33 protein-coding genes are annotated in these 22795 nt (G+C 40.3%); 15 read left to right on the forward strand and 18 right to left on the reverse strand.

Annotated features, from left to right (window positions below; genetic code table 11):
* Both G4P69_RS30415 and G4P69_RS30420 read right to left on the reverse strand, forming a co-directional pair.
* Positions 1-1930: P83/100 family protein (locus tag G4P69_RS30415; RefSeq protein ID WP_208343835.1), on the reverse strand; the 1930-nt coding region annotated here is incomplete at its 3' end.
* The gene (locus G4P69_RS30420; RefSeq protein ID WP_208343834.1) at positions 1923-4016 is read right to left on the reverse strand and encodes an AAA-like domain-containing protein; all 2094 of its coding nucleotides are present in this window, start codon (positions 4014-4016) and stop codon (positions 1923-1925) included. The genes G4P69_RS30415 and G4P69_RS30420, both read right to left, overlap by 8 nt.
* A 407-nt stretch (positions 4017-4423) precedes the next feature.
* On the opposite strand from G4P69_RS30420, the gene G4P69_RS30425 reads away from it, so the two are divergent.
* A complete protein-coding gene (locus tag G4P69_RS30425; protein WP_208343832.1) occupies positions 4424-5653 on the forward strand; it encodes an SGNH/GDSL hydrolase family protein in 1230 nt (409 codons plus the stop codon).
* A gap of 164 nt (positions 5654-5817) precedes the next feature.
* Here the strand turns inward: G4P69_RS30425 and G4P69_RS30430 are convergent, their stop codons facing one another.
* A complete protein-coding gene (locus tag G4P69_RS30430) occupies positions 5818-6354 on the reverse strand; it encodes an HNH endonuclease (RefSeq protein ID WP_208343830.1) in 537 nt (178 codons plus the stop codon).
* A 671-nt stretch (positions 6355-7025) separates the two neighbouring features.
* Between G4P69_RS30430 and G4P69_RS30435 the strand changes: the two genes are divergently transcribed.
* Positions 7026-7199 carry a hypothetical protein gene (locus G4P69_RS30435; RefSeq protein ID WP_208343828.1) on the forward strand — a complete coding sequence of 58 codons (174 nt, stop codon included), beginning with the start codon at positions 7026-7028 and terminating at the stop codon, positions 7197-7199.
* Here the strand turns inward: G4P69_RS30435 and G4P69_RS30440 are convergent.
* Together G4P69_RS30440 and G4P69_RS30445 are read right to left on the reverse strand one after the other, a co-directional pair.
* Positions 7196-7702, reverse strand: coding sequence for a caspase family protein (locus tag G4P69_RS30440; protein WP_208353364.1), 507 nt, complete (start codon positions 7700-7702; stop codon positions 7196-7198). The genes G4P69_RS30435 and G4P69_RS30440 overlap by 4 nt on opposite strands.
* A gap of 48 nt (positions 7703-7750) precedes the next feature.
* Positions 7751-8680 carry a hypothetical protein gene (locus G4P69_RS30445; RefSeq protein WP_208343824.1) on the reverse strand — a complete coding sequence of 310 codons (930 nt, stop codon included), beginning with the start codon at positions 8678-8680 and terminating at the stop codon, positions 7751-7753.
* Between the two features lie 385 nt (positions 8681-9065).
* Here G4P69_RS30445 and G4P69_RS30450 point away from each other — a divergent pair, with 385 nt between their 5' ends.
* From G4P69_RS30450 to G4P69_RS30460, 3 genes are all read left to right on the forward strand, one after another.
* Positions 9066-9398 carry a hypothetical protein gene (locus G4P69_RS30450; protein ID WP_208343822.1) on the forward strand — a complete coding sequence of 111 codons (333 nt, stop codon included), beginning with the start codon at positions 9066-9068 and terminating at the stop codon, positions 9396-9398.
* A 26-nt stretch (positions 9399-9424) separates the two neighbouring features.
* Positions 9425-9673 (forward strand): hypothetical protein, encoded by a 249-nt coding sequence (locus tag G4P69_RS30455; protein ID WP_208343820.1) that lies wholly within the window; start codon positions 9425-9427, stop codon positions 9671-9673.
* 584 nt (positions 9674-10257) lie between these two features.
* Positions 10258-10482 carry a hypothetical protein gene (locus tag G4P69_RS30460; RefSeq protein ID WP_208343818.1) on the forward strand — a complete coding sequence of 75 codons (225 nt, stop codon included), beginning with the start codon at positions 10258-10260 and terminating at the stop codon, positions 10480-10482.
* Positions 10483-10867: 385 nt separating this feature from the next.
* Here G4P69_RS30460 and G4P69_RS30465 read toward each other — a convergent pair whose 3' ends face one another.
* From G4P69_RS30465 to G4P69_RS30480, 4 genes are all read right to left on the reverse strand, one after another.
* Complete coding sequence (locus tag G4P69_RS30465) at positions 10868-11371, reverse strand: hypothetical protein (protein WP_208353369.1); 504 nt, start codon at positions 11369-11371, stop codon at positions 10868-10870.
* Positions 11352-11726 carry an FHA domain-containing protein gene (locus G4P69_RS30470; protein WP_208343814.1) on the reverse strand — a complete coding sequence of 125 codons (375 nt, stop codon included), beginning with the start codon at positions 11724-11726 and terminating at the stop codon, positions 11352-11354. Before G4P69_RS30470 ends, G4P69_RS30465 begins: the two co-directional genes overlap by 20 nt.
* A 63-nt stretch (positions 11727-11789) precedes the next feature.
* The gene (locus G4P69_RS30475; RefSeq protein WP_208343812.1) at positions 11790-11987 is read right to left on the reverse strand and encodes a hypothetical protein; all 198 of its coding nucleotides are present in this window, start codon (positions 11985-11987) and stop codon (positions 11790-11792) included.
* Positions 11984-12526: a glycoside hydrolase family 108 protein gene (locus G4P69_RS30480; RefSeq protein ID WP_208343811.1), complete on the reverse strand. Its 543-nt coding sequence runs from the start codon at positions 12524-12526 to the stop codon at positions 11984-11986. The genes G4P69_RS30475 and G4P69_RS30480 overlap by 4 nt, the downstream gene beginning before the upstream one ends.
* A 104-nt stretch (positions 12527-12630) precedes the next feature.
* On the opposite strand from G4P69_RS30480, the gene G4P69_RS30485 reads away from it, so the two are divergent.
* Positions 12631-13152, forward strand: a complete 522-nt coding sequence (locus tag G4P69_RS30485; RefSeq protein ID WP_208343809.1) for a MerR family transcriptional regulator — start codon at positions 12631-12633, stop codon at positions 13150-13152.
* A 103-nt stretch (positions 13153-13255) separates the two neighbouring features.
* Here G4P69_RS30485 and G4P69_RS30490 read toward each other — a convergent pair whose 3' ends face one another.
* Positions 13256-13546, reverse strand: a complete 291-nt coding sequence (locus G4P69_RS30490) for a hypothetical protein (protein ID WP_208343807.1) — start codon at positions 13544-13546, stop codon at positions 13256-13258.
* A 54-nt stretch (positions 13547-13600) separates the two neighbouring features.
* Here G4P69_RS30490 and G4P69_RS30495 point away from each other — a divergent pair, with 54 nt between their 5' ends.
* The 8 genes from G4P69_RS30495 (at position 13601) to G4P69_RS30530 (ending at position 18219) form a co-directional block, all read left to right on the forward strand.
* On the forward strand, positions 13601-14287 hold the full coding sequence (locus G4P69_RS30495) for a ParB/Srx family N-terminal domain-containing protein (protein ID WP_208343805.1): 687 nt from the start codon (positions 13601-13603) through the stop codon (positions 14285-14287).
* Between the two features lie 143 nt (positions 14288-14430).
* On the forward strand, positions 14431-14811 hold the full coding sequence (locus G4P69_RS30500) for a DNA methyltransferase (protein ID WP_208343804.1): 381 nt from the start codon (positions 14431-14433) through the stop codon (positions 14809-14811).
* Between the two features lie 108 nt (positions 14812-14919).
* Entirely contained in the window at positions 14920-15492 is a 573-nt protein-coding gene (locus G4P69_RS30505) for a hypothetical protein (protein WP_208343803.1), read from the forward strand.
* Positions 15476-15766, forward strand: coding sequence for a hypothetical protein (locus G4P69_RS30510; RefSeq protein ID WP_208343802.1), 291 nt, complete (start codon positions 15476-15478; stop codon positions 15764-15766). Before G4P69_RS30505 ends, G4P69_RS30510 begins: the two co-directional genes overlap by 17 nt.
* Positions 15747-17399, forward strand: a complete 1653-nt coding sequence (locus G4P69_RS30515) for a hypothetical protein (RefSeq protein ID WP_208343801.1) — start codon at positions 15747-15749, stop codon at positions 17397-17399. Before G4P69_RS30510 ends, G4P69_RS30515 begins: the two co-directional genes overlap by 20 nt.
* Positions 17348-17716, forward strand: a complete 369-nt coding sequence (locus G4P69_RS30520; protein WP_208343800.1) for a hypothetical protein — start codon at positions 17348-17350, stop codon at positions 17714-17716. Before G4P69_RS30515 ends, G4P69_RS30520 begins: the two co-directional genes overlap by 52 nt.
* Before the next feature lie 85 nt (positions 17717-17801).
* Entirely contained in the window at positions 17802-17987 is a 186-nt protein-coding gene (locus G4P69_RS30525; RefSeq protein WP_208343799.1) for a hypothetical protein, read from the forward strand.
* Entirely contained in the window at positions 17980-18219 is a 240-nt protein-coding gene (locus tag G4P69_RS30530; protein WP_208343797.1) for a hypothetical protein, read from the forward strand. Before G4P69_RS30525 ends, G4P69_RS30530 begins: the two co-directional genes overlap by 8 nt.
* A gap of 18 nt (positions 18220-18237) precedes the next feature.
* Here G4P69_RS30530 and G4P69_RS30535 read toward each other — a convergent pair whose 3' ends face one another.
* The 8 genes from G4P69_RS30535 to G4P69_RS30570 all read right to left on the reverse strand — a co-directional run bounded on the left by G4P69_RS30535 (position 18238) and on the right by G4P69_RS30570 (position 21726).
* On the reverse strand, positions 18238-18567 hold the full coding sequence (locus tag G4P69_RS30535) for a hypothetical protein (RefSeq protein WP_208343796.1): 330 nt from the start codon (positions 18565-18567) through the stop codon (positions 18238-18240).
* A 72-nt stretch (positions 18568-18639) separates the two neighbouring features.
* Positions 18640-18861 carry a hypothetical protein gene (locus G4P69_RS30540; protein WP_208343794.1) on the reverse strand — a complete coding sequence of 74 codons (222 nt, stop codon included), beginning with the start codon at positions 18859-18861 and terminating at the stop codon, positions 18640-18642.
* Complete coding sequence (locus tag G4P69_RS30545) at positions 18851-19174, reverse strand: hypothetical protein (protein WP_208343793.1); 324 nt, start codon at positions 19172-19174, stop codon at positions 18851-18853. The genes G4P69_RS30540 and G4P69_RS30545 overlap by 11 nt, the downstream gene beginning before the upstream one ends.
* Positions 19175-19240: 66 nt before the next feature.
* Entirely contained in the window at positions 19241-19435 is a 195-nt protein-coding gene (locus tag G4P69_RS30550) for a hypothetical protein (RefSeq protein WP_208343792.1), read from the reverse strand.
* A gap of 123 nt (positions 19436-19558) precedes the next feature.
* Positions 19559-19861 carry a hypothetical protein gene (locus G4P69_RS30555; protein ID WP_208343791.1) on the reverse strand — a complete coding sequence of 101 codons (303 nt, stop codon included), beginning with the start codon at positions 19859-19861 and terminating at the stop codon, positions 19559-19561.
* Complete coding sequence (locus tag G4P69_RS30560; protein ID WP_208343790.1) at positions 19861-20400, reverse strand: hypothetical protein; 540 nt, start codon at positions 20398-20400, stop codon at positions 19861-19863. The genes G4P69_RS30555 and G4P69_RS30560 overlap by 1 nt, the downstream gene beginning before the upstream one ends.
* A complete protein-coding gene (locus tag G4P69_RS30565; protein ID WP_208343789.1) occupies positions 20400-21101 on the reverse strand; it encodes a hypothetical protein in 702 nt (233 codons plus the stop codon). Before G4P69_RS30565 ends, G4P69_RS30560 begins: the two co-directional genes overlap by 1 nt.
* Positions 21102-21141: 40 nt before the next feature.
* Positions 21142-21726: a hypothetical protein gene (locus tag G4P69_RS30570; RefSeq protein WP_208343788.1), complete on the reverse strand. Its 585-nt coding sequence runs from the start codon at positions 21724-21726 to the stop codon at positions 21142-21144.
* Positions 21727-22117: 391 nt separating this feature from the next.
* Here G4P69_RS30570 and G4P69_RS30575 point away from each other — a divergent pair, with 391 nt between their 5' ends.
* Positions 22118-22429 (forward strand): hypothetical protein, encoded by a 312-nt coding sequence (locus G4P69_RS30575; RefSeq protein ID WP_208343787.1) that lies wholly within the window; start codon positions 22118-22120, stop codon positions 22427-22429.
* The last annotated feature ends 366 nt before the right edge of the window (positions 22430-22795 follow it).

The following is a 22795-nucleotide window of genomic DNA, read 5'->3' on the forward strand; positions in this document are numbered from 1 at the left end:
CGCTATAAACCGAAGAGCTATGACCTTTGAGAGTTTGCAACTCCTGCCCTTGTAGATTCCACAACTTGACAGTTTTGTCATAACTTCCTGTGGCAATGGTTTTGCCGTCGGGGCTGAAGGCGACGCTTGTAACCGAAACGCTATGACCTTCTAGTCGATTATGTTCCTTAACCCCGTAAACCACTTGCATGAGAGTAGCTACTCCCAAAAGTTTAGTATCTGCTTCTACACTTTTATCTGGCTTTTTGAGTCGTTTTCCTAATTTCAAGCCTGTTACTAAAGCATCAAGCTCTAAATTTGATGATACCAGCAGATTTTGTGTTTTAAGGCTTTCAGCACGAATTTCTGCGTTAACTCTTCGTGTTTCGGCTTTTGTGTTAGCAGCTATTGCTTCTTGTTCTTTTTGCTTAGCAAAGTTTCGCTGCTTTTCGGCGTCTGCTTGTCGCTGCTTAGCTAATTGTTCAGCAGTTTTTGTATGTTCTAAAGAAGTTGCTAACTCTACTCCCCGTTTTTCGGCTACTTTTTGAGCAATCTTTGCTTGCGTTTCTCCTTTTTCCGCTCTTATGCGTTGCTGATTTGCAAGGTTTTTTTGCTTGAAAGCCTCTCGACGTTGTTGTTCTGCTATTCTCTGTTGTTGAAGAGCATTTTCAGCCTCGTGTTTTGCTTGATTTCGTTGCCTTTGAGCTTCTTGCTGTTCTTGTTCAGCCCGTTGCTGGGCATTTTGAGCAATTATACGTTGTTGGTTAACATACGCAGCCACACCCGCCATCGTAACAGAAAACAGTAATAACCCAGCTACATAAGGAAGTGCAGGCTTAAGCTGCTCCCATCTATCCCGCAAGTTAAAGGGTAAATGTTCATTAATCCATTTGCGATCAAAGACTTCTCTATAAATGCGATTCCTGACTTGTAAAACCCCATGCTCACGGCGTACAATACCCGAAAGCTTAAGATGAGACTTGACTATTGACTGTTCCTCATCCTGAACAGGTCGCCTACCTAACCAAATTTGGCGATACGTGGTCAAAACTTCTGGATCTGGTGAACGTTTAGTGAGCATATCGCGTACAAACTGCAAGTTATTGTCTTGCTCACTCTTCACCCCAAAAAATGTGTTGCTAACTATTTCATTAACAACCGTTTCATCAGATAAAGTCTTTCCATTCCGCAATTCTTGTAATAAAGCACCACAAAGACGCTGGGTTAAATAGGGATGTCCTTCTGTCCACTTTAGTACCCATCGCAGTAGTTGTTCTGCCTCACTCTTAGGCAAACCAAAACCATTAGCTAAAGGTAAGGCTTCCTCAAAGCTAAAATCAGTCAAATCAACTCTTTGCCCAATATTAAAAGGTGTGCGCTTAGCATCTTGAATTAAATCGCCAGGAGTCGCCACCCCCATCAAAACAAACGAGAGATAATGAAACTCAGGATGAGTCGCACGAGCAACGTAAAGATAGCGAACTGCCGTAAAAAAATCATCTGTAAAATCTAAGCTGAGGGTAGAGTCTATTTCATCGACAAAAATCACTATCCTCTCTACAACTTCAGCAAGTAAAACTCTTTCAAAAAACAGGGTTAACCGTTGCGATACTCCTAAATATTCGTGTTCTTGCCACCAACTCACAACATCTGTATTAAACATGAGTTGGTCATCAAGTTTCACCAAGAAACCAAAATACCATTGTTCTGCTGTGACTTGCGCTCCTAATTCTTGCAAATCAACAATAACTGAACGAATCCCTTTTTGTGTTAGTGCTTCAGCTGTCCGCACCATCAAGCTAGACTTACCCATTTGTCGTGGTGTGAGGACGTATGCAAAAGTTCCATCTTCACAAAGCTTCAGCAATTCCTCATCAGCTTGGCGAGGAATATAAACTCCACCACCTGCTTGGACAGTTCCACCGAAGGTATAAGTCACCGCGTCAGCCACGCAAATGCTCCTTAAAAAAATCGGTATATAGTTGACAACGAGGTATAACCGTTCGTCCTTCTCGACGCACTAAACCCGCACCACGCAAGCGAAAGAAAACCCGCTCATCCTCACAAATGTTCTGGTGAATCACCTGAAACATACCACGAATCAACTCCTGTTTACCATGCAATCGAAACAAGTGGTTACGCAAATGATGACCAAATGGGCCATTATCAGAAGTGGCGTTAGCAAACAACTCAGCAGTAGAGAGGCGATGACTAGCAATTAAATACAATGCAAGCCGCACTAAATACGGATGACCATTTAATAACCTGATTAATTGCTGTTCTTCCCGTGGGTTGAGAGGAGAACCGTGACGACGATTAAGATCAGCCACTTGTGCAGGTGTGAAATCTTCTAGCTCAATCACCTGCCCAACATTAAACGGTGATTGGTTAAGATTATCTATAAGCTGATAGGGTTCGGTAGAAGTGACAAGCGCCAAGTCTAATTGCTTCCAAATAGGAGTTGTAGCGCGTTGATTGTGCCAACTGCGCAGCATCCCGAAAAAATCTGACCTAAAATCAGTATCGAACAGGCGTTCTACCTCGTCCATTGCTAAAACGAGGGGTTTACCAAACTCTTTTAACAAGTAGCGACTCATATAACGAGTGCAACGCTGGCTATTACCCAAGGGATTATTCCAATACTCATCCACTCGATGTGCCATTTCTAACTCGTCAGTGAGCCATGTGCTAAATTGACGAAAGAAAATTTCAGCGTTGCTTAAGTCAGCTTTATCAAATAATTGAAAATCAAGGAAAGCAACACTCTTACCAGCATTTACAGCAGCGTTCATAGTTCTAATTAACAGCGAACTCTTGCCCATCTGCCGAGGTGCTTTTATTGTGATTGTCACACCTTGAAGTTTAATTGTATCCAGCGCAATAGAATCTGATGAACGTTCTACATAAAACTTAGATTCAGCTTCCATTGTACCTTCTGGCATTTCCAATCTCACTGGTTGTGCTGAAGGAAAAGGACGAGGTAAAGGTGATGGTTCACTAGTTTTGATTAAATCGGCTTTGGTTTGAGGCTGCGTTATGCTCAACCCACCACCAGAGATTGCTTGCGTTAATTCATTTATAAGCCGTTGTGTATCTTCAACATTTTCCCAGAACGCCCAATTAATATGATTTAGGTAGGCGCTCAGTGGATACTGGAAAGGTTCTCTATACGCTACCCGCACCGGGAGAATGATAGGAAGTCCATTTTGCTGTTTAGCAAGATCGTGAGCGAAACTGATTTCTGCTTCTACCATTTCGCTGTTAATTGACTGTGCGGAAAGCAAGACAATGATAAAATCTGCTTGACTAATTTCTGCTTTTATGCATTCTACCCAGCGTGTGCCTATTTGCATCGTCTGGTCGATAAAAACTGTATGCTGTTGTTTAAGTGCCTGGAAAATTTGCAAAGCTAATGATTCATCAGGGTCAACATTGCGCTTGTAACTGACGAAGATTCGCTTAGTTTGGAGCGTGTTTGGCTTTAACTTGCTTTTGAGGACTGGCGTTGCAGATTCGGGAATTCCTTCTAAATCAATAGCAGTACAACCAAATTCATACGCATCTTCATAGGATCTATCAGCACCAAGAGCATCATAAAACCCAACTGCAAACTTTATAGCAGCGCGATCGCCAATCTCCTTACCCATCCCCACAACGCAATCAACAGACTCGTAAATAGCTTCTGCTTGCACCTCACTATAGCAAGCATTTAACAACACACATTCAATCGAATCTTGAAATAATTTAAACAGCCTTGCCAGTGAATTTGTACTCACCAAATGCACTTGTCCGGAATCATTTTCTAAAGCTAAACCCTCAGCACCTTCGCCATGACCAATAAAATGAACAATCTGAGGTTTATGATCCAAAAGTGCACGCCGCAAATCATCAGGACGCACAGCCCATATAGTAACAATTTCAAATTTATCTCGGCTTTTAGATCGTTCTAATCCAGCCTGAATTTGGCGCACCTCTTCATCTAAGCGCAATCTTGCTGTATCTATCGGATTTGCTGACAAAATGAGGATCTTCTTCACGCTTAAGTGCAGGCTTAATACTTGTGCAAAATTAATGTAGCATTTTGTAGGTAATACTGAACAAAAAAATCATGCTCCTCATTGAATCGAAAATCGCTATATTCTAATTCCTGTCGAGTTTCGTGGTATTATGCGACTCGCAGAGTTATATAGTATCCCTACACCCTAGCCCCCTTTGAAAGAGGACTCAAATAATGAGCCACGCGATCGACAAATTAGTCCTAATCTAAGTTGGTCGGTATAAATAAATCTTGGTTTGTAGTTGCGCTACCCTTACGGGAAGCCAAAAGCGCAACTACGAACTTTTCTCGTTTTACAAAACTTTATATAGTTGTTATTATTTTCACCGGCTTAGTTAAGGTTAGTGGTAGGTTGGGTTGTAGCTTGCTTCCCCGTAGGGGTACGAAGTGAAACCCAACGAAATCCTAAAAATGTTGGGTTTCGTCCCTCAACCCAACCTACTTTATATAGTTGTTATTATTTTCACCGACTTACTTAAGGAACATTTTATGCTAGCGAGACGATTCTTATTTATTTATATTTCAAGTTTCTGTTTTCTTATCAGTTGTTCAACAGCACAAAGTAAACAAAAACTCCAAGAAATATCAGCAGATAATAAATCTTTTCAGTACATTGGTAGAGTGGATTTTACAAATCGTCAAGCGCCAGCATTTGGTTATCCTGCTACAGGGATTAAGTTCAAATTCCAAGGAAAAACTTTAAAGCTTAAACTCTCAGATGATAGGTGGGGTGACTTCAATTATTTAGGAGTGTATATTGATGGCAATCCTAAGCCAGTTATTATTTACCTAAAAAACGGTGAAAAAGAAAGTGTTTATGAAGTATCAGATAAATTAGAAAATAAGATTCATAGTGTTTTGTTAGTTAAACGTACAGACTATATTTCTGGTGAATTTAAATTTCATGGTGCCATAATTGATGCTGGAAAAAAGTTACTTCCACCCGAACCAGCCCCTACTAGAAAAATAGAAATCTATGGTGACTCTATATCAGCTGGCGGTGGTGTGGAATATCCTTTAGTTGGTAAAAAAGATCCTGAAAATAATGATTGCAAGACCTGTACTAACGCTTATCTCTCTTTTGGAGCTATGTTAGCAAGAAATTATCACGCTGACTTGCACCTTATAGCCCAAGGAGGGATATCATTAATAGATGGTTATGGATATTGGAATGATAAAACAGGGATGGAGTCGGTTTACGACAAAGTAAAACCTTTAAAAGACGCACAAAAATGGGATTTTAATAGTTATATTCCTGATTTAGTTATTATTGCTCTCGGTCAAAATGACTCTTCAACTATTACGTTAAATAATAAGATAACAAGTGAAGATTGGAAAAATCACTACAAGAATTTTATTCTTAATATCCGTAAAAAATATCCTAAAGCTCATATTATTTGTATGTTTACTAATATGTATCATGATACGAAATGGGATACATATATAACTCAAGCAGTAGGAGAATATAGTGCCAAGTATAAGGACAAAAAAGTATATTCCCTTATCACAAAAGCTGTTACTCCAGGTCATCCCAGAGAAATTGAACAAAAAGCAATGTCAGACTCCCTCAAAGATCTGATTGATAATACTTTATCGAAGAATGGTTTTAAGTGGTAAAAGTGTTTAATGGGGCATGGGGGAGATAAACAGTTATCAGTTACCAGTTATCAGTTATCACTCAAGAATAATGTGTTGATCTCTCGGTTTAAGCCCTCTACCATACACCTTGATCACTGATAACTGTTTACTGTTCACTGATAACCCCTGCTCCCTGCTCTCAATTACTCGTTTTCCGCAAAGCGCTGAGTATTCCAAAATTGTTCGCCAAATGCGACTGCTGGGTGGACTGGTGCTCTGGGCTTGTTTTTAAGTACCATTCCTATTTCATGAAGTAAGTAATCCCTCTTCTTTTGGTTGCAGGTTGCGCACGCTGTTACCACGTTGTCCCATGTGTGCTGTCCGCCTTTGGAACGAGGAATTACATGGTCAAGCGTTAGGTGCTTTCTACTACCGCAATATTGGCAGGTGTGATGATCACGTTTAAGTACTTCACGTCGATTCACAGATGGCACTTTCCAATGCCGCTCGGGATTGCCAACTATTAAACGAATGTGTTCAGGTACTTGTAGTACAATACTCGGTGAGCGAATTTCCCAAAATTTCTTGCTGGTGAACTCTAACGCTTCTGCTTGTCCCGTAAGCAATAGCACAACAGCACGCTTGATGTTAACTCGTACTACTGGTAGATAGTTCTTGGAAAACACAACTACCGAGTTTTGTAATATCTGTGATCCCTGACTCTTTGGTTCAACTTCCATAAAATAGACTCCTAAAAAAATGACCCCCGCTAGTGAACTTCACAAGCGGGGGGTCAACTAGGTGGTACTTTTTGCCCTACATTTCGGTGCTCTAACACGTCTGCACCTCCCGCATTGGATAAGTTGATTTATTGGACTGCTCAAGAAGGTGATCAGCGGCGTTCCTTGCACCTCTTCGCAGCAAATAGCACCGATAGACTTTGCCATTACCGCTTGGGTGAACGCTTCAAAAATTTCTCGAATCCCAGACTTACTAATGATGGATGAATATATTTCCTCAAACCAAAACAGCACGATTCCTCTACCTGAACCCCTGTAGGGTTGGGAATGAATCGTGCTACTCATGTTTGAGAAAACTGTGTGTACCATCAAATTTTTGTAGTATCTCTGGTTAAATCAAGTATTACATATGTAATATGTAATTGTCCACAAAACTTTGAAATTATTGATGATTCTGGGCGAATTGCTATTGGTTTCGTGATAAAACAGGGTGTCTCTACCAACAGCTTATTTTTTACACCCTCACAACTTCCTCAAATTTTTTTTTAACGTGAGAGTATAAGCGATAAATTTGGTTATTTGCTGATTTGATAGTCTCCATATAAACCTCGACTTTTTTGAATCTAGGAATAGTAGGGGCTTTTTGCTTGCTATTACCGGATGGGAGCTTTTTGGCTCCAACTACTTTTAAAGACGGTGATTCCCAAGATAGATCTCTGAATCCCATTTTAAACCAAAAGGGTGTGGTCTTGTCCTATGCAGGCGATCGCGCCTTAACTAAGACAACTCACCCAATTAACGGCTTGAACCACAAACCGGCCAATAGAACGGTTCCCTCTGTCTAAACCAACCTTTCAGCATCACTGTAAGCACTTGGTTGATGCGCCTCTTTAGAAGTTGCCATTCCTGCTGCATGACAGCTATCAATTACAACTAACAAACGTTCCGAGCGGATTTGCCGCAAAGCATCTGTAAATGTTTCTGCTGCAAGGGCTGAGTTAGCAAGCTTGGTTGGTTTAATATCATGTTGTAGCAAATAATAACGGCTACTAGTTTTGTCTACCCAGCCATGTCCCGAATAATAAACAAATACGGTTGCACTAGGATCTGTAGTTGCTTTTTCCTTTAGCCAATTCAGACTATCTAGGATCCCTTGCCGTGTTGCTTCTGTATTATTTAGTACGCGAATATGTTCTTTATTATCTGGATAAGCACATAGTTCAGGGTCAACTAAAGCAGCATATATTGCTTGAGTATCTTTGACGGTTACAGGTAAAGATAACTTGCTATAAGCAGACTCTCCAACACCAATTAATAAAGCATAACCGTGAGTAAATTTATCAGTCATGAATACTTAACCTCAATCTTATCCGGTGCTTGCTATAAAGCTAATTGCTTACTCCTCATATTTAGTAATACGGAAAATTATGTAATTATAGGGTAGGGTGGAATTATCTCCCTGTCTTACAATCGCACCTATATCTGGTTTATAAATCCACTCACTCCAGTTAATCGCTGTTTCATCAGGAACCTGGACTGCAATATAGTTTCCTTCTGCTAGGGACACTCCCAAGGCTGCTTGATCAAAATCAAGACCAAGGTAAAATTTTTGTACAGCCACATTTTCGTAACGTTGTGCTAATAACTTGACAACACCCAAGGTAATTTGTGTAAAGGGCGCGATCGCTGGCTGTGCAGTTGTTAAAAGTTTCAGTCCACTTTGGAATGGTGAGGATTCTAAAGCACTTAATATTGTTTTGTCCTCTTCATTTTTGACATTCACTGTAGAGCATTCAAAGGCTATTCCCTGTAAACCCACATGCAACCCTATAAAAACAGGATAGCCTGCAATACCTGCTGACTGTCCTTCTCTTACACGGTAGGTTTGGCTAAAGCTAAGTGATTCTTGGGTTTCTGCGACTTGGTTACGTGCTGCGAAAGTAACCAAAATATCGTGTGTTCCACCCCCAGGATACTTTTGTATATGAAAGCGATCTAGGCGAATGTTGATCCGGTTGTTTTTGAGAGAGGGATCTGGCGCGATCGCACTTGCATCTTGAATTGGTTGCGGCTGATCAAAGCTGGTTTTCCGTAACCCGATGTAGCCAAATCGATAAGTTGCATACATCCACGGCTGCTCTTTAAACAGATTCAACCAATCGGGAACCGCTTTAACTCCCCTTTCTGCGAAGGTATCATTGCTAACACTACTAATAACATCAGGATCTTTCATTTGCTCTAGCTTTGAAGCTATTTCTTCCGGTTCCTCGTAGTCACCAATTACCTTGATGTCTTCAAATACACTAGCCTGTAATTTTTCTGTCATAAATTTTGTTTAAGTGTCAACTAAGTAGTGCTGTACTATCTACGTTTAACACACTTGTACTATTTTGAGACAGGTAGTGGAAGGTATCGCTGATGGTTTTTGGCGATCGCCTGTCAGTACAATATTAGTTCGTAGTTGCGCTTTAGCGCTATGCTGTAGACACGAAGTGGCTTCCCGCAGGGTAGCGCAACTACAAACCTTTTTAGCCTTTTCGCATTATTCTCCCCGACTTACTTTCCATTCATTTCTTGTTCAAAATCCGAAAAGCGATCGCTCTAGTTGGTAGCTTTAACTATAGTCATGTAAAATCGAGGCATATCTCTAACAGATTGCCATAAAGCAAATACTTCGGTAAAGCCTGAACCGCTTTAATGTAATTTTAATTATGCCCACCCCCGACGATACCGATAGTGATTTGGAGGTTTCGCCTCAAGAAGGAACTGTGAGTAGTTCTCCCAAGAGTGAAGTACAACGTGCTAAGTATATCGTTAATATTGCACAGGGAGAGAGCCTTCATATTGGAGATAAAGTTGAGGTAATCGATAAAAGCCCGGATACAGAACATCACTTTACTGAATTACTGGAAACCTACCCTGAGTACCTGCGCGACACAAAGTTTATCCAAATAGTCAAACTGTACTGCGTATTTGATCAAGCGATCGCCTCGACCAACTGCCTGAATCTCTGTTTACAGAGTTCAGGAAAACGATCACAATAAAAATACCCTCTCTGGCAGAAAAGACTATGACTGAACTTTATGGAGGAACTGACCCTAGAGACATTCCCACATATTCTGTTCGTGATGCTGCTCGCTATCTACGAATTCCTACAGCAACAATCCGCTCTTGGACTTTTGGACGACGTTACCAGACCGCAAACGGGTCTAATTTCTTTAAACCCATTATCGTAACAAAGGATACTAGACCACGACTTCTCTCATTTACCAACCTGAAGCCATTCGCTATGAGATGCTTGCTGCATGAGCGAACCTAGACCGATAAGAGTTTTAATTTAAAAGCCAGCAGTCAGGATTGAACTGACGACCTTCCGATTACAAGTCGGCTATGAATTGCTTAAATGTATTGTGGTCGAGGCTTTTGGGAAAGCGTTAAAAAGATTGTCTTAAATTTGTCTTAAATCATCGCTTCTAACTGCCTGCGCTGACGATACAGCGCGAATTGTTGCACCAGCACCCCTACTTCTTCAAATTCCATATCCAGTTCAAGCTGCACATTTTTCTCCTTTTACAACCTCAATAGTTCCGTCGGCTTGCTCAGTATAAGTTTTGTATCCTCTCCAACTAACCTCGATATCAAGTCGCCAAATTTCCTTGATGAAGCCAGTAGATGAAGGATATGGATAAGGGTTAATTGCTTTTTCTATTGCATCTTAGATGAAATAGAAAGTAAATCTTTAAACCACTACGAGTTAGCAGACATTTTGGGTTGCCACTTTCAAACAGCACAACAAAGGATCAATGCCCTTGTAGATGGAGGAATGAGTATCAAGATCGGAAAAGATGGGAGAGTCAATGCTCCCAAACTTGGAAGACCACGTAAGTTAGCAAGGAAAAAGAAATGAGATTTAGAATATGTAGAGAAAATGGTGAAGTCCTAGCCCTTGCTAGTAAAAAACTTGAAGCCATTGACATGGGAATTCTTTTCCCAGATGGAGAAATAATATTCTTACCCAAAGAACTTGAACATCTATATATGGTAGGTGAAATAGTTCCTAGGAATATCATGCGGTCATGCGACCTTGAATCCCTAGCTAGGGACTTAGGGGAGGATTACGTCAGATAAAAATATTGTTTTCGTTTTTTGTTTAAATAAATCCCATGAGCGGGATTGAAATAGGCTAATCTAATTCTACGTGGGCGATCGCGCAAGTTTGCAAGAAGATGATTAAAAAAAGGCATCCGCAAAGATGCCTTTTTGGGTCAAGTACCATCTACCAATAGCTTTGTTGCTTTGACTTTTGAGAAGAAAATCAACCATACCACAAAAAATTAATAATTGTCTTCAGTATTTAATTAATAAGCCATTAATAGTTTAATTATTAATGGTTTTATTTTGAATATTTAATTTTAAAAAGCCCACACCTAAAAATTGTTAAGTATGGGCAAAAACAACAACAAGTTAGATTTGTAATTTAACAGCAGTTGACAAATTTATTATAACCTGTTAATCATTTTTGAATAGCTTCTAAACGAGTTAATTTATTTTCAATCAAATTTATTTTACGGAGCATAATTGCTTCGGCATCTGTTTGTTGAACTTGGGCTGTTAATCTCCATAGTTGATTTTGTAAATTATCAACATCTCTTTGAGTAGCCGTAAGGATTTCCTCAAAAGTATGAGTTTTAGCAATATGTTCTAATAAAATTTTTTCTTGGTTTTCTAAAGCTGCATCAATTTTCTCTTCTCTTTTAGCAGATAAAATTTGCTGAGATTTATCTTGTTCTGTTTTATAAGAGAGCCAAAAAGAAGCTACTGCCACTAAAAAACTAAGTATTCCAATTGTTTGTAGAAAAATATTCCAACTTTTGATGGCTGGGTAGATTCTAAAAATACATTGTCCCACCCACATACAAGATACAGAAAATATCCATGTAGAGGTTAGTGATAATAGGAAGTTTTCGTACCTATAATATTTTAGTGTCAAATGATTCTTAATATTCTGGTATTTCATTTTCTGATAATTCCTCTTTGTATTGAAGAGTAATTTCTGAACATCCTAAAAAAATGACATCATTATTAGTCAAAAATTTACATTCGGTCTTTTTCCCGTTTACATAAATTCCATTTCTACTTTTATATTTACTCCAGCCATCAATAATTAAGTAGCCAAGGTTATCTTTGTACAAAGTGCAATGGAATCCAGAAATTTTTGGATGCTCTAAAATTATTAATTCAACCGGACTACTAAATGACAGCAAAATTTCTTGGCATTTTTGTTTGTCACTGCCAATTAAATAATGCTCAAATAAATAAAAATTTGCTAAAGAATCAGCGTTATTTATCTTAATCGTTATTATAGTTTTCATAATTGACACAATTACGCATTTTTTTCAACTCAGAATTCAAGTAACTGAATCCTGAGTCATTTTTTAGTTTTGGCTTTTATCTTCTTTTGTTGAAGTTTGCGCTAAGCCTGCTGCTCCTGCGATCGCAGTGGAAGCTACACCTAATCCTGCTGTCCATTGTGTGTCACTGAGTTTTGGGGAAAACAACATCCCAATGGTTATCACTCCGCCAATAGAAGCTAAAAATAAAGGGGTGATGGCGTGCAGTGTTTGTGTGTTCATTTGACCCCCAAATATTTTTTTAAATCTCTAAGCCGATTCATCCAACCTTGAAGGAAGCAAGCTTGATTACCCACCCCCCAAGCTCTGTAGGAACTTTCTCTGCTGTCGAAGTAATTCGATAGCAGCCTATCTTCCCCTTGAGGCTTGCTTAACCAGTAGGCAAATTCATTAAGGGTTTGGTGTCCTACAATCCCATCCGCCTTTACTCCGAGACATTTTTGCAAGGTGGAGACACCACGCCCCGAATTCACTTGCCAGTCGAAAACGGCGATCGCCACCCTACGAGTAAACTGATTGCATCTCGCCCCAAGCCAATACTTATTTCTATAAATATCCTTGGCTTCCTCTAGCTTCATATACTTTACGTTTTGAGGTGCTAATCCTTTACTCCTCCGGTATTGGTCGTACTCGCTGTGAATGATTCCATAATTTGTCTCCCCTCCAGAATCGGTGGGGTCGTTGGTATACCCACCTTCGTATTGCAAAACTAAGTTTAAAGCATCCGTGTAATCTTGGTCTGTGGCAGATGTAAAACTCATATACGTAAGTAGTCATTGATACATTAATTTAAGTAATCTAATTTTTCCCACGCAGAGTAATCTAAATATCAAGAGTTTGTTAATAAGGAAGTCCGTGGAAATCCGTGGAAACACAAATTGATCGTTACCCAGTTTCAGAACTAACCAGCAGATATAACGTTGGAAAATCAAAGCTTTACGCCGACTATTTGGCGCAATGCAAGATAAAACCGACTAAAATTCAAGGACGCTCTTATGTTTCATCCGAGGACTTGAAACGATTGGATGAATATCACGTGGCTCAGGGTTTGGGGGAGGAGGCGATCGCCCAATTTCTTCAAAACTTGCCGTCTGCTGAAGATGATAGTGTTTTGGTTCAAACGAGTGCTATATCCGTTTTCCAAAACGAATTTCAAGCTTGCTCTTGTGAGATTGTGGCTTATTACCGAATGGCTAATTTGAGCCAAAAATTTCTATTGACAATTCAAGAAGCTTCAATTTTATCAGGGATGCCCAAGGCAGAAATTAGACGTGCCATTAAAGAAAAAAAGCTTGCAGCAGTAAAAATGGGAGCAACCAAGGTGCGCCAGATCGATTTACAAGAGTATATTGAATTTAAGTTTCAGGCTTGCTTGAGCGGCAATTAAAGCCTTGCCCAAAAACCTTTTTTTGTTTCTGGTGACAAAATGGGGCGACCAATCGAAGTCCCCTTAATAATCGCGCAGCAAATTTTACCTTAAAAAGTTTGAATCACTGAATGAGCAGTTCTGGTAAAAACAGCACAGCATTTTCTGCCCATTGATTACTTAAAATAGTTCCTTGCCGCATTGCTTCAAATACTGCATCATATAAGTCGGCGGGAAGAACACGCAGGCGATCGCCAAACTTCTCATACACCCACAATGGATCATAGCCAGCACGCACCAACCCATTGCCCAAAGTTGAGCCAGTAGCTTGTTGATTATATAACGGTGGTAGCGTGGGTGATAAACCGTCAAAATCTTGGGCAGGATTGTAGTTTTGCCAGTATTCAGAGTACATATGAGCTACGTATAAACTTGTACTATATTTTAATACTGATACTTGATGGTTGATATGCCCAAGGTTTCACAAATTGAATACTGGGATTTGTCCCGCATCCAGCCCTATGACAATAACGCCAAGCTGCATCCCCAAGAACATGTTGACCAGATAGCCGCATCAATAGGGGAGTTTGATTTTTTAGACCCTGTGGCTGTGGACGAGAGTGGAGTATTACTAGAGGGGCATGGAAGGGTACTGGCGGCAAAAGCACGGGGTATGGGAAGTATTCCCGTTATTCAAATAACTGGGCTATCTGATGCCCAAAAAATCGCTTATAGACTTACACATAACAAATTAACCATTAATACAGGTTTTGATTCAGAGTTATTAAAAGCTGACTTTGATATTCTTAATGACCTTGATTTTGACCTAAATTTAGCAGGGTTTGATGCAGAAGAAATAGAGTTATTAGAAGAGAATGAAAATACCAAACTCTTTGGAAGCAGTAGCAAGGGAGGATCTGACGAGTGGGATAAGCCAGAGGCAAGGTGCGAACTAGGGCAAATTTGGCAGCTTGGCAGACATCGACTGTTAGTTGGTGATTCAACCGACCAATTGAATGTAAAACGACTTCTTGAAGAGCAACAACCAAGTTTAATTTGGAGTGATCCACCCTACGGCATGAAGTGCCAACATAAGGATGGAGCTATTGGGGGGGGGGGAGCGCTCAATACCCTACCAAGAAATATCCTAAAATAGCTGGTGATGATTCCACTGAAGTTGCGATCGCCTCTTTTCGTCTTTGTCAACAACTCTTTCCCAAAGCTGTACAAATTTGGTGGGGTGCAAACCATTATTGTGAAGGGTTACTTAATAGTAGTTGCTGGATAGTTTGGGATAAATTGAATGGAGATTCTTGCTTTGCCGATTGTGAATTGGCGTGGACTAACCAAAAAAGTGCTGTTCGTAAATTTTCCTGGCAGTGGTGCGGAATGCTTAAACAAGGTGAGGCTGCTAATCAAAAACGTATGCACCCAAACGAAAAACCAGTGGAAATGATCACATGGTTTTGGGATAAATACTGTGAAGATAAATTGTTGTGTTTCGACCCCTTCTTGGGAAGTGGGACGAGTATAATTGCTGCTGAGAAAACAGGCGATCGCACTGTCTATGGGTGCGAGTTGATGACAGAGTATGCTGATTTGATTTTGCAGCGATGGGAGCTTCGTAGTGGGGCAAAAGCCGAATTGATAGAATCTGTAGAATCGGTTCTTGGTTTTTGATAATCTTTATGTGATTGAATAGTTCCAAATACCAATTTACGCGATCGCACTATGCTTCAAAACCCTTGCAAACAGGTACTATCAAAAATAGTATTTATGTGATTGCCCTTGACCACAGAATTCTGGAAAAAATGGAAGCAACCTTGGAGCCGCGAACAATGCCGAAGACGGTATGTTGAAGGAGGAGACAACATAGGCATTAGACAGCTATCCAGAGACAGTGGGCAACCTCACAGAACACTTGGGATGTGGAGTTCACAGGACTCTTGGGTTAGCCAAAGGGAACAGCATTGCAACAAGCTTGCAACAGTCACCCGCGAGAAGACTATTGAAAAAACTTCTGAAAAATTAAGCGATGAACTTTCAGAAATTGCTTCAACTAACTATAAGGCACATCGTCTTGCGCGGGACTATGCTGTCAGCATAATACAGGTAAAAGCGCAACACATGCAAATTATTCGTCAAATGCCTTTTGAGCAACAGCTAGAAGCTATCAAGTCACATAATGCCCACGAGATGAATTTTTGGTCACTTATACTTAGTAGGGCGACTGAGGGTATAGCGGCGGCGACTGGATTGCCGTATCATATAGATGTAAACGCAGCCGCAAGAAGAGTTGAGAAAGAAGGGCTTATTATCAGTGACCCAACCAGTGAATACGTTGATGAACCAGATAAATGATTATCAAGTTATGATAACTGATTTAATCACTGAAACCACTGTTAATTCTGGGGTTATTCGCCAATATATTGCGCGTTTATTACAAGTAGGCGAGGTCGTTCCTATCAAATTGATTTCTTCACTTCTTGAAAGTATTGAATCTTTAGAAGAAATTAACAAATTTTTAAAAAAAGAAATAAGTCCTAGTATTGAAATACATTTTACCGAAAGCGAAAGATTGAAGCAATTGATTGATCAACAGATAAATTGCAAAAATGACGATCGCCTCTCCTAGTCAGCTTAACCCCAAGCTTAAGCAGAGATACCGCAACAATGCGACAAAAGGACGAGATAAACGGGAATGGATAGAGTGGAAGACTTATGAAACAGCACGCGTCAACGCCACCCCCATGCAGCGTAAATGTTGGGAGTCGTTTGAGGACTTTAGAAAACTAATCGCCAAGCATAAAACTTTCAACCACCACAAAAGCTGGGAATCGCTCCTTAACACTGGGGAAGATTCGCGTTACCTCCGAGGTGTAGCCGGAAGGGATACATTAATACTGGCTCCTCGCGGTTCGTCAAAAAGTACATATTTAGCAGAATGGATTGCTTGGCAGGTAGGTTTACACGCTGCACCTTGGCATAAAATCAGTTTAAAAATCCTTTACATCAGTTACGAGCTAACTACAGCTGCTCAAAAGTCCCGCCAAATCCAAGAGCTTTTAAGTGTTAAAGAATACCAGCAAATATTTCCTTGGATACGACCCTCTAAAAAGAAATGGGGGGAGAGGGAGTGGGCTATTGATTTTGAGTGGGCGCAACTACCCACTACAGAGGAACCGTATACTTTATGTTGTGCTGGTTTAGCTGGGGCGTGTACTGGAAAAAGAGCCCATTTATTAGCTTTGGACGACTTGATCAAGTCTCCAGATGACATTGCTAATCCGACTGTGCGCGATCGCATGGTCAACAACTGGAACACGGTCATCCGATTTGTGCGCTTTGACGGTTCCCGCGCCATCTGCCTAGGAACCAGGATGAGAGCCGATGATATTTACTGCACTACCTTTGTTGAACCTAAATGGCTATTAGAAGAGCAATCCGCGCTATTAACTCATGATGATGGTACAGAGTTTAGTTACTGGGAACCAGAAGGACCTGAGGAACCGGGGCAACCCCTATCCATGTTGCAGCAGGAAAGAGAAGAAGATCCTGTAACTTTTAGCTACCAACGTCAAAACAAGATAGTACGGGTTGAAATTCAATCAATTAACCCTGGTCAAATTTTACGGGGCATTCTCCCAAGCCAGTTTCAATCCTTGGTGCTGGGTGTCGATTTGTCGGCTGGCTTAAAAGAATCGAATGATTACACGGCAATGGTGCTGGGTGGTGTGTTTGAATCCCTAACGGGGAATCAGTACTGGGTCATCGATTCTTGGGAAGATCGTATCATGGGCAACACTCCCAAGCTAGATGCAATTATTGATTTGTGGGAAACTTGGAAACATTTGCTTCCACAAACCCAGCGATTCAACCCAAAAACTGGGGAGTGGGAACAAATGCCAGTACTAGGACTTGAGCTATGGTTTGACTCCTCAGCCTATGGGTTGTCCCTCCAAGGAGACTATGAGGATCATATCATCAAGCGGAATCAAATTCATGATTGGCACGTGCGCCCAGTACCCGCATCTGGGCGCGGTGGGAAGTTAGAAAGGCTACGTCGGCATACAGGGTTATTTCACAATAAGTTGGTATATTTTAATATGTACGGTCGGTGTATGCCGGATGGGCGCAAGCCAATGGGTAGGCTGATTCAGCAAGTAACAGAGTTTGGTTCAACGGCTCATGATGATTTGGCAGATGCTTTTGAATTGTGTCTAAGCGGGTTGCGATCGCACCTGCCAATGACGAGAGGGAGTTATTGATGGCGAATTGGGGCGATCGCTATGGCAATCTTAAGCAATACAGAAAGCGAGCAGCGCGTGCTCATGAATCAGTTAATGGGTTGTGCTGCTGTTGCTTAAAGCGCAAAAGCACCGTAATGCACCATAGTAGCTACAGAAAATCAGGGGATAGACGAGGCGACAACTGGTTTCCGATTTGTAAAACTTGTCATACCAAAGCTCATTCCCCTCAAAATTGGGTTAAGGACAAACAAAACCCTATTTGGAAAAATCGAAACACAAGGGAATTTTCAAGGCAACTAAAGCGCGGTTATAGAGCATTACAAGATAAAGTGTAAAAAAAGCACCGTTATCCTTATACAAGTGTAACGGCGAGAATATCAAGTTAGGTGCATCTTAAGTTAAGTTACCCAAAAATCAAAAATGTCTAACCGTCGCACCCACACTTACACCAGCCGCAGTGATGGAATGGATTCTCCTGAAACCCGCCGTCGTCGCTTGAAAGCATTGAAAGCTTTAAAAAGAGCTTTAACCGCAAAAAGAGCTTTAACCGCAGAAGAAATTGCTGAACTCAGAAATTTAATGAAGGAATTTGGTACTGATGGCTAAAATTATCAATTTAGAAAATGCTCGTCAGTCCCTTAAATTATTTTATGTCTACTACCAAAACAACATTTATACAGCTGTAGATGTGAGTAAGAAAAAAACTAAAAATGACCGAATTGCACTTTTACCAATTCCTACACCTAACTTTGTGCAACAGACAGCGCGGAATAAAGAGGAGGCGATCGCACTGGTTAAACAATTTCAAGCAGAATCTTTGCTCAGTAGCCCCTTATAAGCAAGGGTGGTGGAGCTACTAAGCAGCGATGATGTAAGTGTGGTTGTTGAGGTAGTACGCGACACCACCGTTTACTACTTCGCTTTTTACTTTTCCTTGATATTTCATTGCGGTTCTGGCTGTAACATTGCGAAGAAAAATGCTTTGTGGAATAATCCAGCAAACACCGTTTTCTTCACGTTCAACATGGTTGGTTAGCCATGCTTCAAATTCAGATTCAACTACGTTGGTTTTTGTTAGTCTGTTGTATTCTGCTTGAAGAATGACTTTTTTTTGATTTAACTTGATTGAAGTTTTGCCTTCTTGGCGTAGTTGCTTGAGTGCGATTTGGAGTTGGCGGTAAGTCATTGTTTTTGTTCCCTTGCTTGCTATATCTATATGATAACATCTCAGTTTATAACGTCAAGGGAAACAAAAATATTATTCCTGTTTTTGTTGCTTAGAATAATGTCGTTCCATTATTTCTTTTCTGTAAAGTTGTCCTTCAGGCGTTTTGGGAAAGCAGTAAGAGCAGAAACCACGCTCAATGCTTAGCTTTCCTTTCATGGGGCGCTCGCACATTTTACATTTTTGGAGTTCTTCTCCAGAAGACTGGCGATCGCGCCATTCCTTTAATCGTTGATATCCTGATTTAGCCATCATATTTCTCCATTGGGTCAACTCGACCAATACCTAATTCAAGCAACTTTTGCTTAACACCTTCCCAAGTACCACAGTAGTAGTACTTTTTATCTTTCAGGTTTGCCAAATAATAACCTGGCTGTCCACCATTAAGACGAAACAACTCAATAATTACTGCTTGTTCTGTTGTATCAAACAGGCGTGCGATTTTTTGTAAATCGGTTTGTTCGCTGCTGGGATTATAAAATACTTGGCTTGGATCTTTTACAATCCAAGTTGCTCCAACACGCTTGTAAATTTGATAATAAATTGGCGTAACAATTTTTCTTGCCATGATACACTTAGGGTAGAAAAGAAAGAGTCCCCAAGTGCTAGTTGGGGACTTTTAGGCTAGTTAAATCTAGGTTTCGGGGTTATCTTCTTCCTCGATTCCTAGCTCTTCACGAACATCATCACCAAACATAATTTGGCGATCGCCAGTTTCTTCGTCAGTCTCAACCCATCGGTCTTCAACTGAATGACTTTCTTCATCAAGATGTTCGTAAGTCTTCTCGATTTCTGGCTCTTTGTGTCCGTTGCCACCTGAATAAACCATTGTTATCACCTCCTAATAAGGGTATAATTTTGTTTTTCCCTTATATACTAATGATAACATTTGAGTTTATAAGCGTCAATAAATAATAAAAATTAAATATTGATTTTTTTTAACTAACTTTTTTTATTTTGCTTGCTTTGATTTCTCAAATTTGCATTCCAGCACGCTTCCATCTAAAAAACTAATAATCACCCTTGTGGGAATGCGAACAGTTAGCTTTTTCATTTCTTCCCTAATAGCGTCCAACCGTCGCGGGCTAACTTTATCGATAAGCACAGCGGCAACAGCAATGTTAGCCCGTGCTATAGCGTCCACCACCTCATTTACGTAAGCTTGCAAGGTAATATCATCCAAGCTAGGAAAGCGCCGTTGAACATCTTGATTAATTCGTTGAATTGCCAGCACTTCATCAGGAATTGACACCATCAGCGCAGCCCCCGCATTGCTAGCGCTGCTGATTGCGCCCTAAATAAATTATCCTGATTAAACCCAGCTTGTTGCATTTGTGACTGATTTTGCAACTGGGATTGTAACCTATTTGTTGTAGCATCTTGCTGCATCTTGTTAAGGTCGTATGTTCCTTGAATTTCTTGTTGATTCAGTTTGTACTGTCGTCCAAAATTAGAGTCCGCTTCTTGGTTGCGCAATCCTAGATTAAATTGGGCGAGTTTTTCATTTTGACCAAGTTGAAAATTAGATAAATCTTTAGCAGTGTTTATCCAGTCGCCAAACCCACCACCAAATAATCCACTATTATTACCAAATAAACTCCCAAAACCAGAGGAATCACCAGTATTTTGATTACCTGTTGACTGTTGGGCAATTTGAGATGGCAACATTCCATACTTTGATTGCAAAGCTTCGAGTTGTTGTTGTCGCTGAAAAGTTGATTCGTTTTGTTTTAAATAATCCTGCCATTGTTGCGGCGAATAACTTCCAAACCCTGCATTATATCCTGCTGCCATTACCAATATCTCCCGTTAAACTGACCACCACCAAACAATGAACCGAAAATATTGCTTCCAGCGTTTAACGCCGCTATTTTTTGATTACTAGCATTTTGCTGCGCCAATAAACTGGATTGTTGTTGCCCTTGCTGGGCGGACAATAAAGATTGGTTATAGCGGTTGTTGTCTGCAATTGCCATATCCCGCCCAAACTGGTTATTCGCGGTTTGTTCTCCAAGTTGATATTGTAGTCGCATCATACCAGCTTGAGGGCTGAGATGTTGAACATAAGTGACTATCGGATGTTCAGGAATACCACCGATTCGAGGCTCATAATCATAAATCCCATCGCTATAGCCGGAAAAGCTTCCACCCGAATATCCGTGCCGATCTTGAATAGCTGCGGCATTTTGAGCAGTTGTTAAAGCCGCTTGGCTATCGGTGCTAATTTTTTGTTGATAATTTTTAGCAGCTATATTTCCCGCCTCTGACTGAGCTTGTAGAGCATTGTTAAGTAAATCTTTAGTTGCGTAATCGGCATATTGATTTTGTTGTTCTAAGTTTGATGCCACATTTGAAGCTTGAGACTGATCAATTTGACCAATTTTTTTTAATGTATCGACAAGCACACCAAACGTGTTTTTTATACTATTATTACCAAATAAACTAGATGGTTCAAAGTAAAAATCTGTCTTTAATGGTGATTGAGAATTTTCCATAATTTTTTTTAAAGCTGATTACATTATGGCTCCACTGTAATCATTTGAACATCCCAGCCCCGATCCTCATTGCTTCATTTATCGCTTCAGCGCTCGTTTGGTTGTTACGAGCCAAAGTTTCTAGTTGGACTTGATTTATTTGGGCTTGTGCTGCCTGAACTTGTAACGCTGGGTTACACGCATATTGCAAAGTAGTACCAGGGATACTTCCAGGTAAAGCATGAGAAGCTATGTCTACTTTATTATTTTGCAAAATTTGACCTTGCGCTCCTGCTGTGGCTATCCAATATAATCGGTAGTCTCCATTGTTACAACTGGCAACAGCGTATGAACGAGAAACCGTTATATTAGAACCAGCAGGATAGTTAACTTGTGACCAAAAACTAACAGTATCGGAAACTTTCGTTAATGACCCGGTTTCTATTGAAACAATACCACCATCTGAAGTTTTGATGATTGGCAACCATTGATTAGATGGAACTGGAATAGAGGTTTCCTTGGCTTGAACAACCTGAAGTTTAGGAGCGCTTAATACTTCGGTTGGTTGAATGGTTTGAGTTTGGTGAGAGCTACAACCCGTAGTTAAAACTACCAAGATTGCAAATTTTTTAAGTAAGCTGTTCATTTAAATACTTTGGACTGGTTGCTTTTAGTGTCACGTGATACAATGCAAGCTCCCTCAGCAAGGATATTGAATTATTGTAAAGATGTAGCAAAGGAAAATATTGCCTTAAACAATCTATGTATTTTGTTGTAATATTTTTTACTCGTAAATTACTAGAGACATATATTTGATGGCAAGAATATAGTTATTAGGTGTCGTGGAAAAAACCTGCTTAAAACGAGCAACCTTCCCCCATTAAAGGGTTGAGAAGTGCCACTCCCGGGTGTGGAAGGGCAAAACGCGCTGTTTTTAGGCTTTTATTGAAACTTTTTGTCATTAAAGCAGCGCGTTTTGCCCAAGGTTGCTCGTTTTAAGTAGATAAATGCGTCGTCTGTAATTATTAGGATGACCTATGGATTTCACAGAACTTAATACGCTTCTTGATAACGCCATCCAATTTTTTACTGGATTCGCAATACAAAAGCAGAACTATGAGTCTCAGCTAGCGGACAAAGATAATCAACTAGCTGAGAAAGATAAAACAATTGCAGACCTAACCGCACAGCTTAAAACTGTCACTGCCACGGCTCGGGCAGAAGAGACAGAGATTAATTCATTGCATGATAAGCTGACTAACTTGAACAATCTGATTAATGGTCAATCTGCACCAAGCACTCTAGGTCAGACAAGTGACCCTGCACAGCCTTTTCCAGCAGCATCATAAGTTTCAAACCCATATCTGTTCGCTATTAGGCGATAAATACGTATCGCCTGATGCATTTTCTTCTTTTGATTGGCTAAAAATGCGAACTATTACTGATTTCTGCGCTTTTAAAGCTGCTTATTATACTAATTACTAGAGGTTCTTAAAATTCAACAACTTAACACTCGATTTCCACTCCTTGTTTGCTCCGCTCTTAACAGAGCGGTTTTTACTGAGATTGATAAATAATACGCATTATCACTGGTTTATGTATAAAAAATAATTTTTAATATGTATTAGCCGAAAGCCATGAGCTGAATATTTAAAGTTATCCTGGTTTAATTTTTTGTAAACCGCTCCCGTGGGCGGTTTTTACTTGGGTTATTT

It is taken from the genome of Aetokthonos hydrillicola CCALA 1050, from assembly GCF_017591665.1.
Taxonomy (GTDB): Bacteria; Cyanobacteriota; Cyanobacteriia; order Cyanobacteriales; family Nostocaceae; genus Aetokthonos; species Aetokthonos hydrillicola.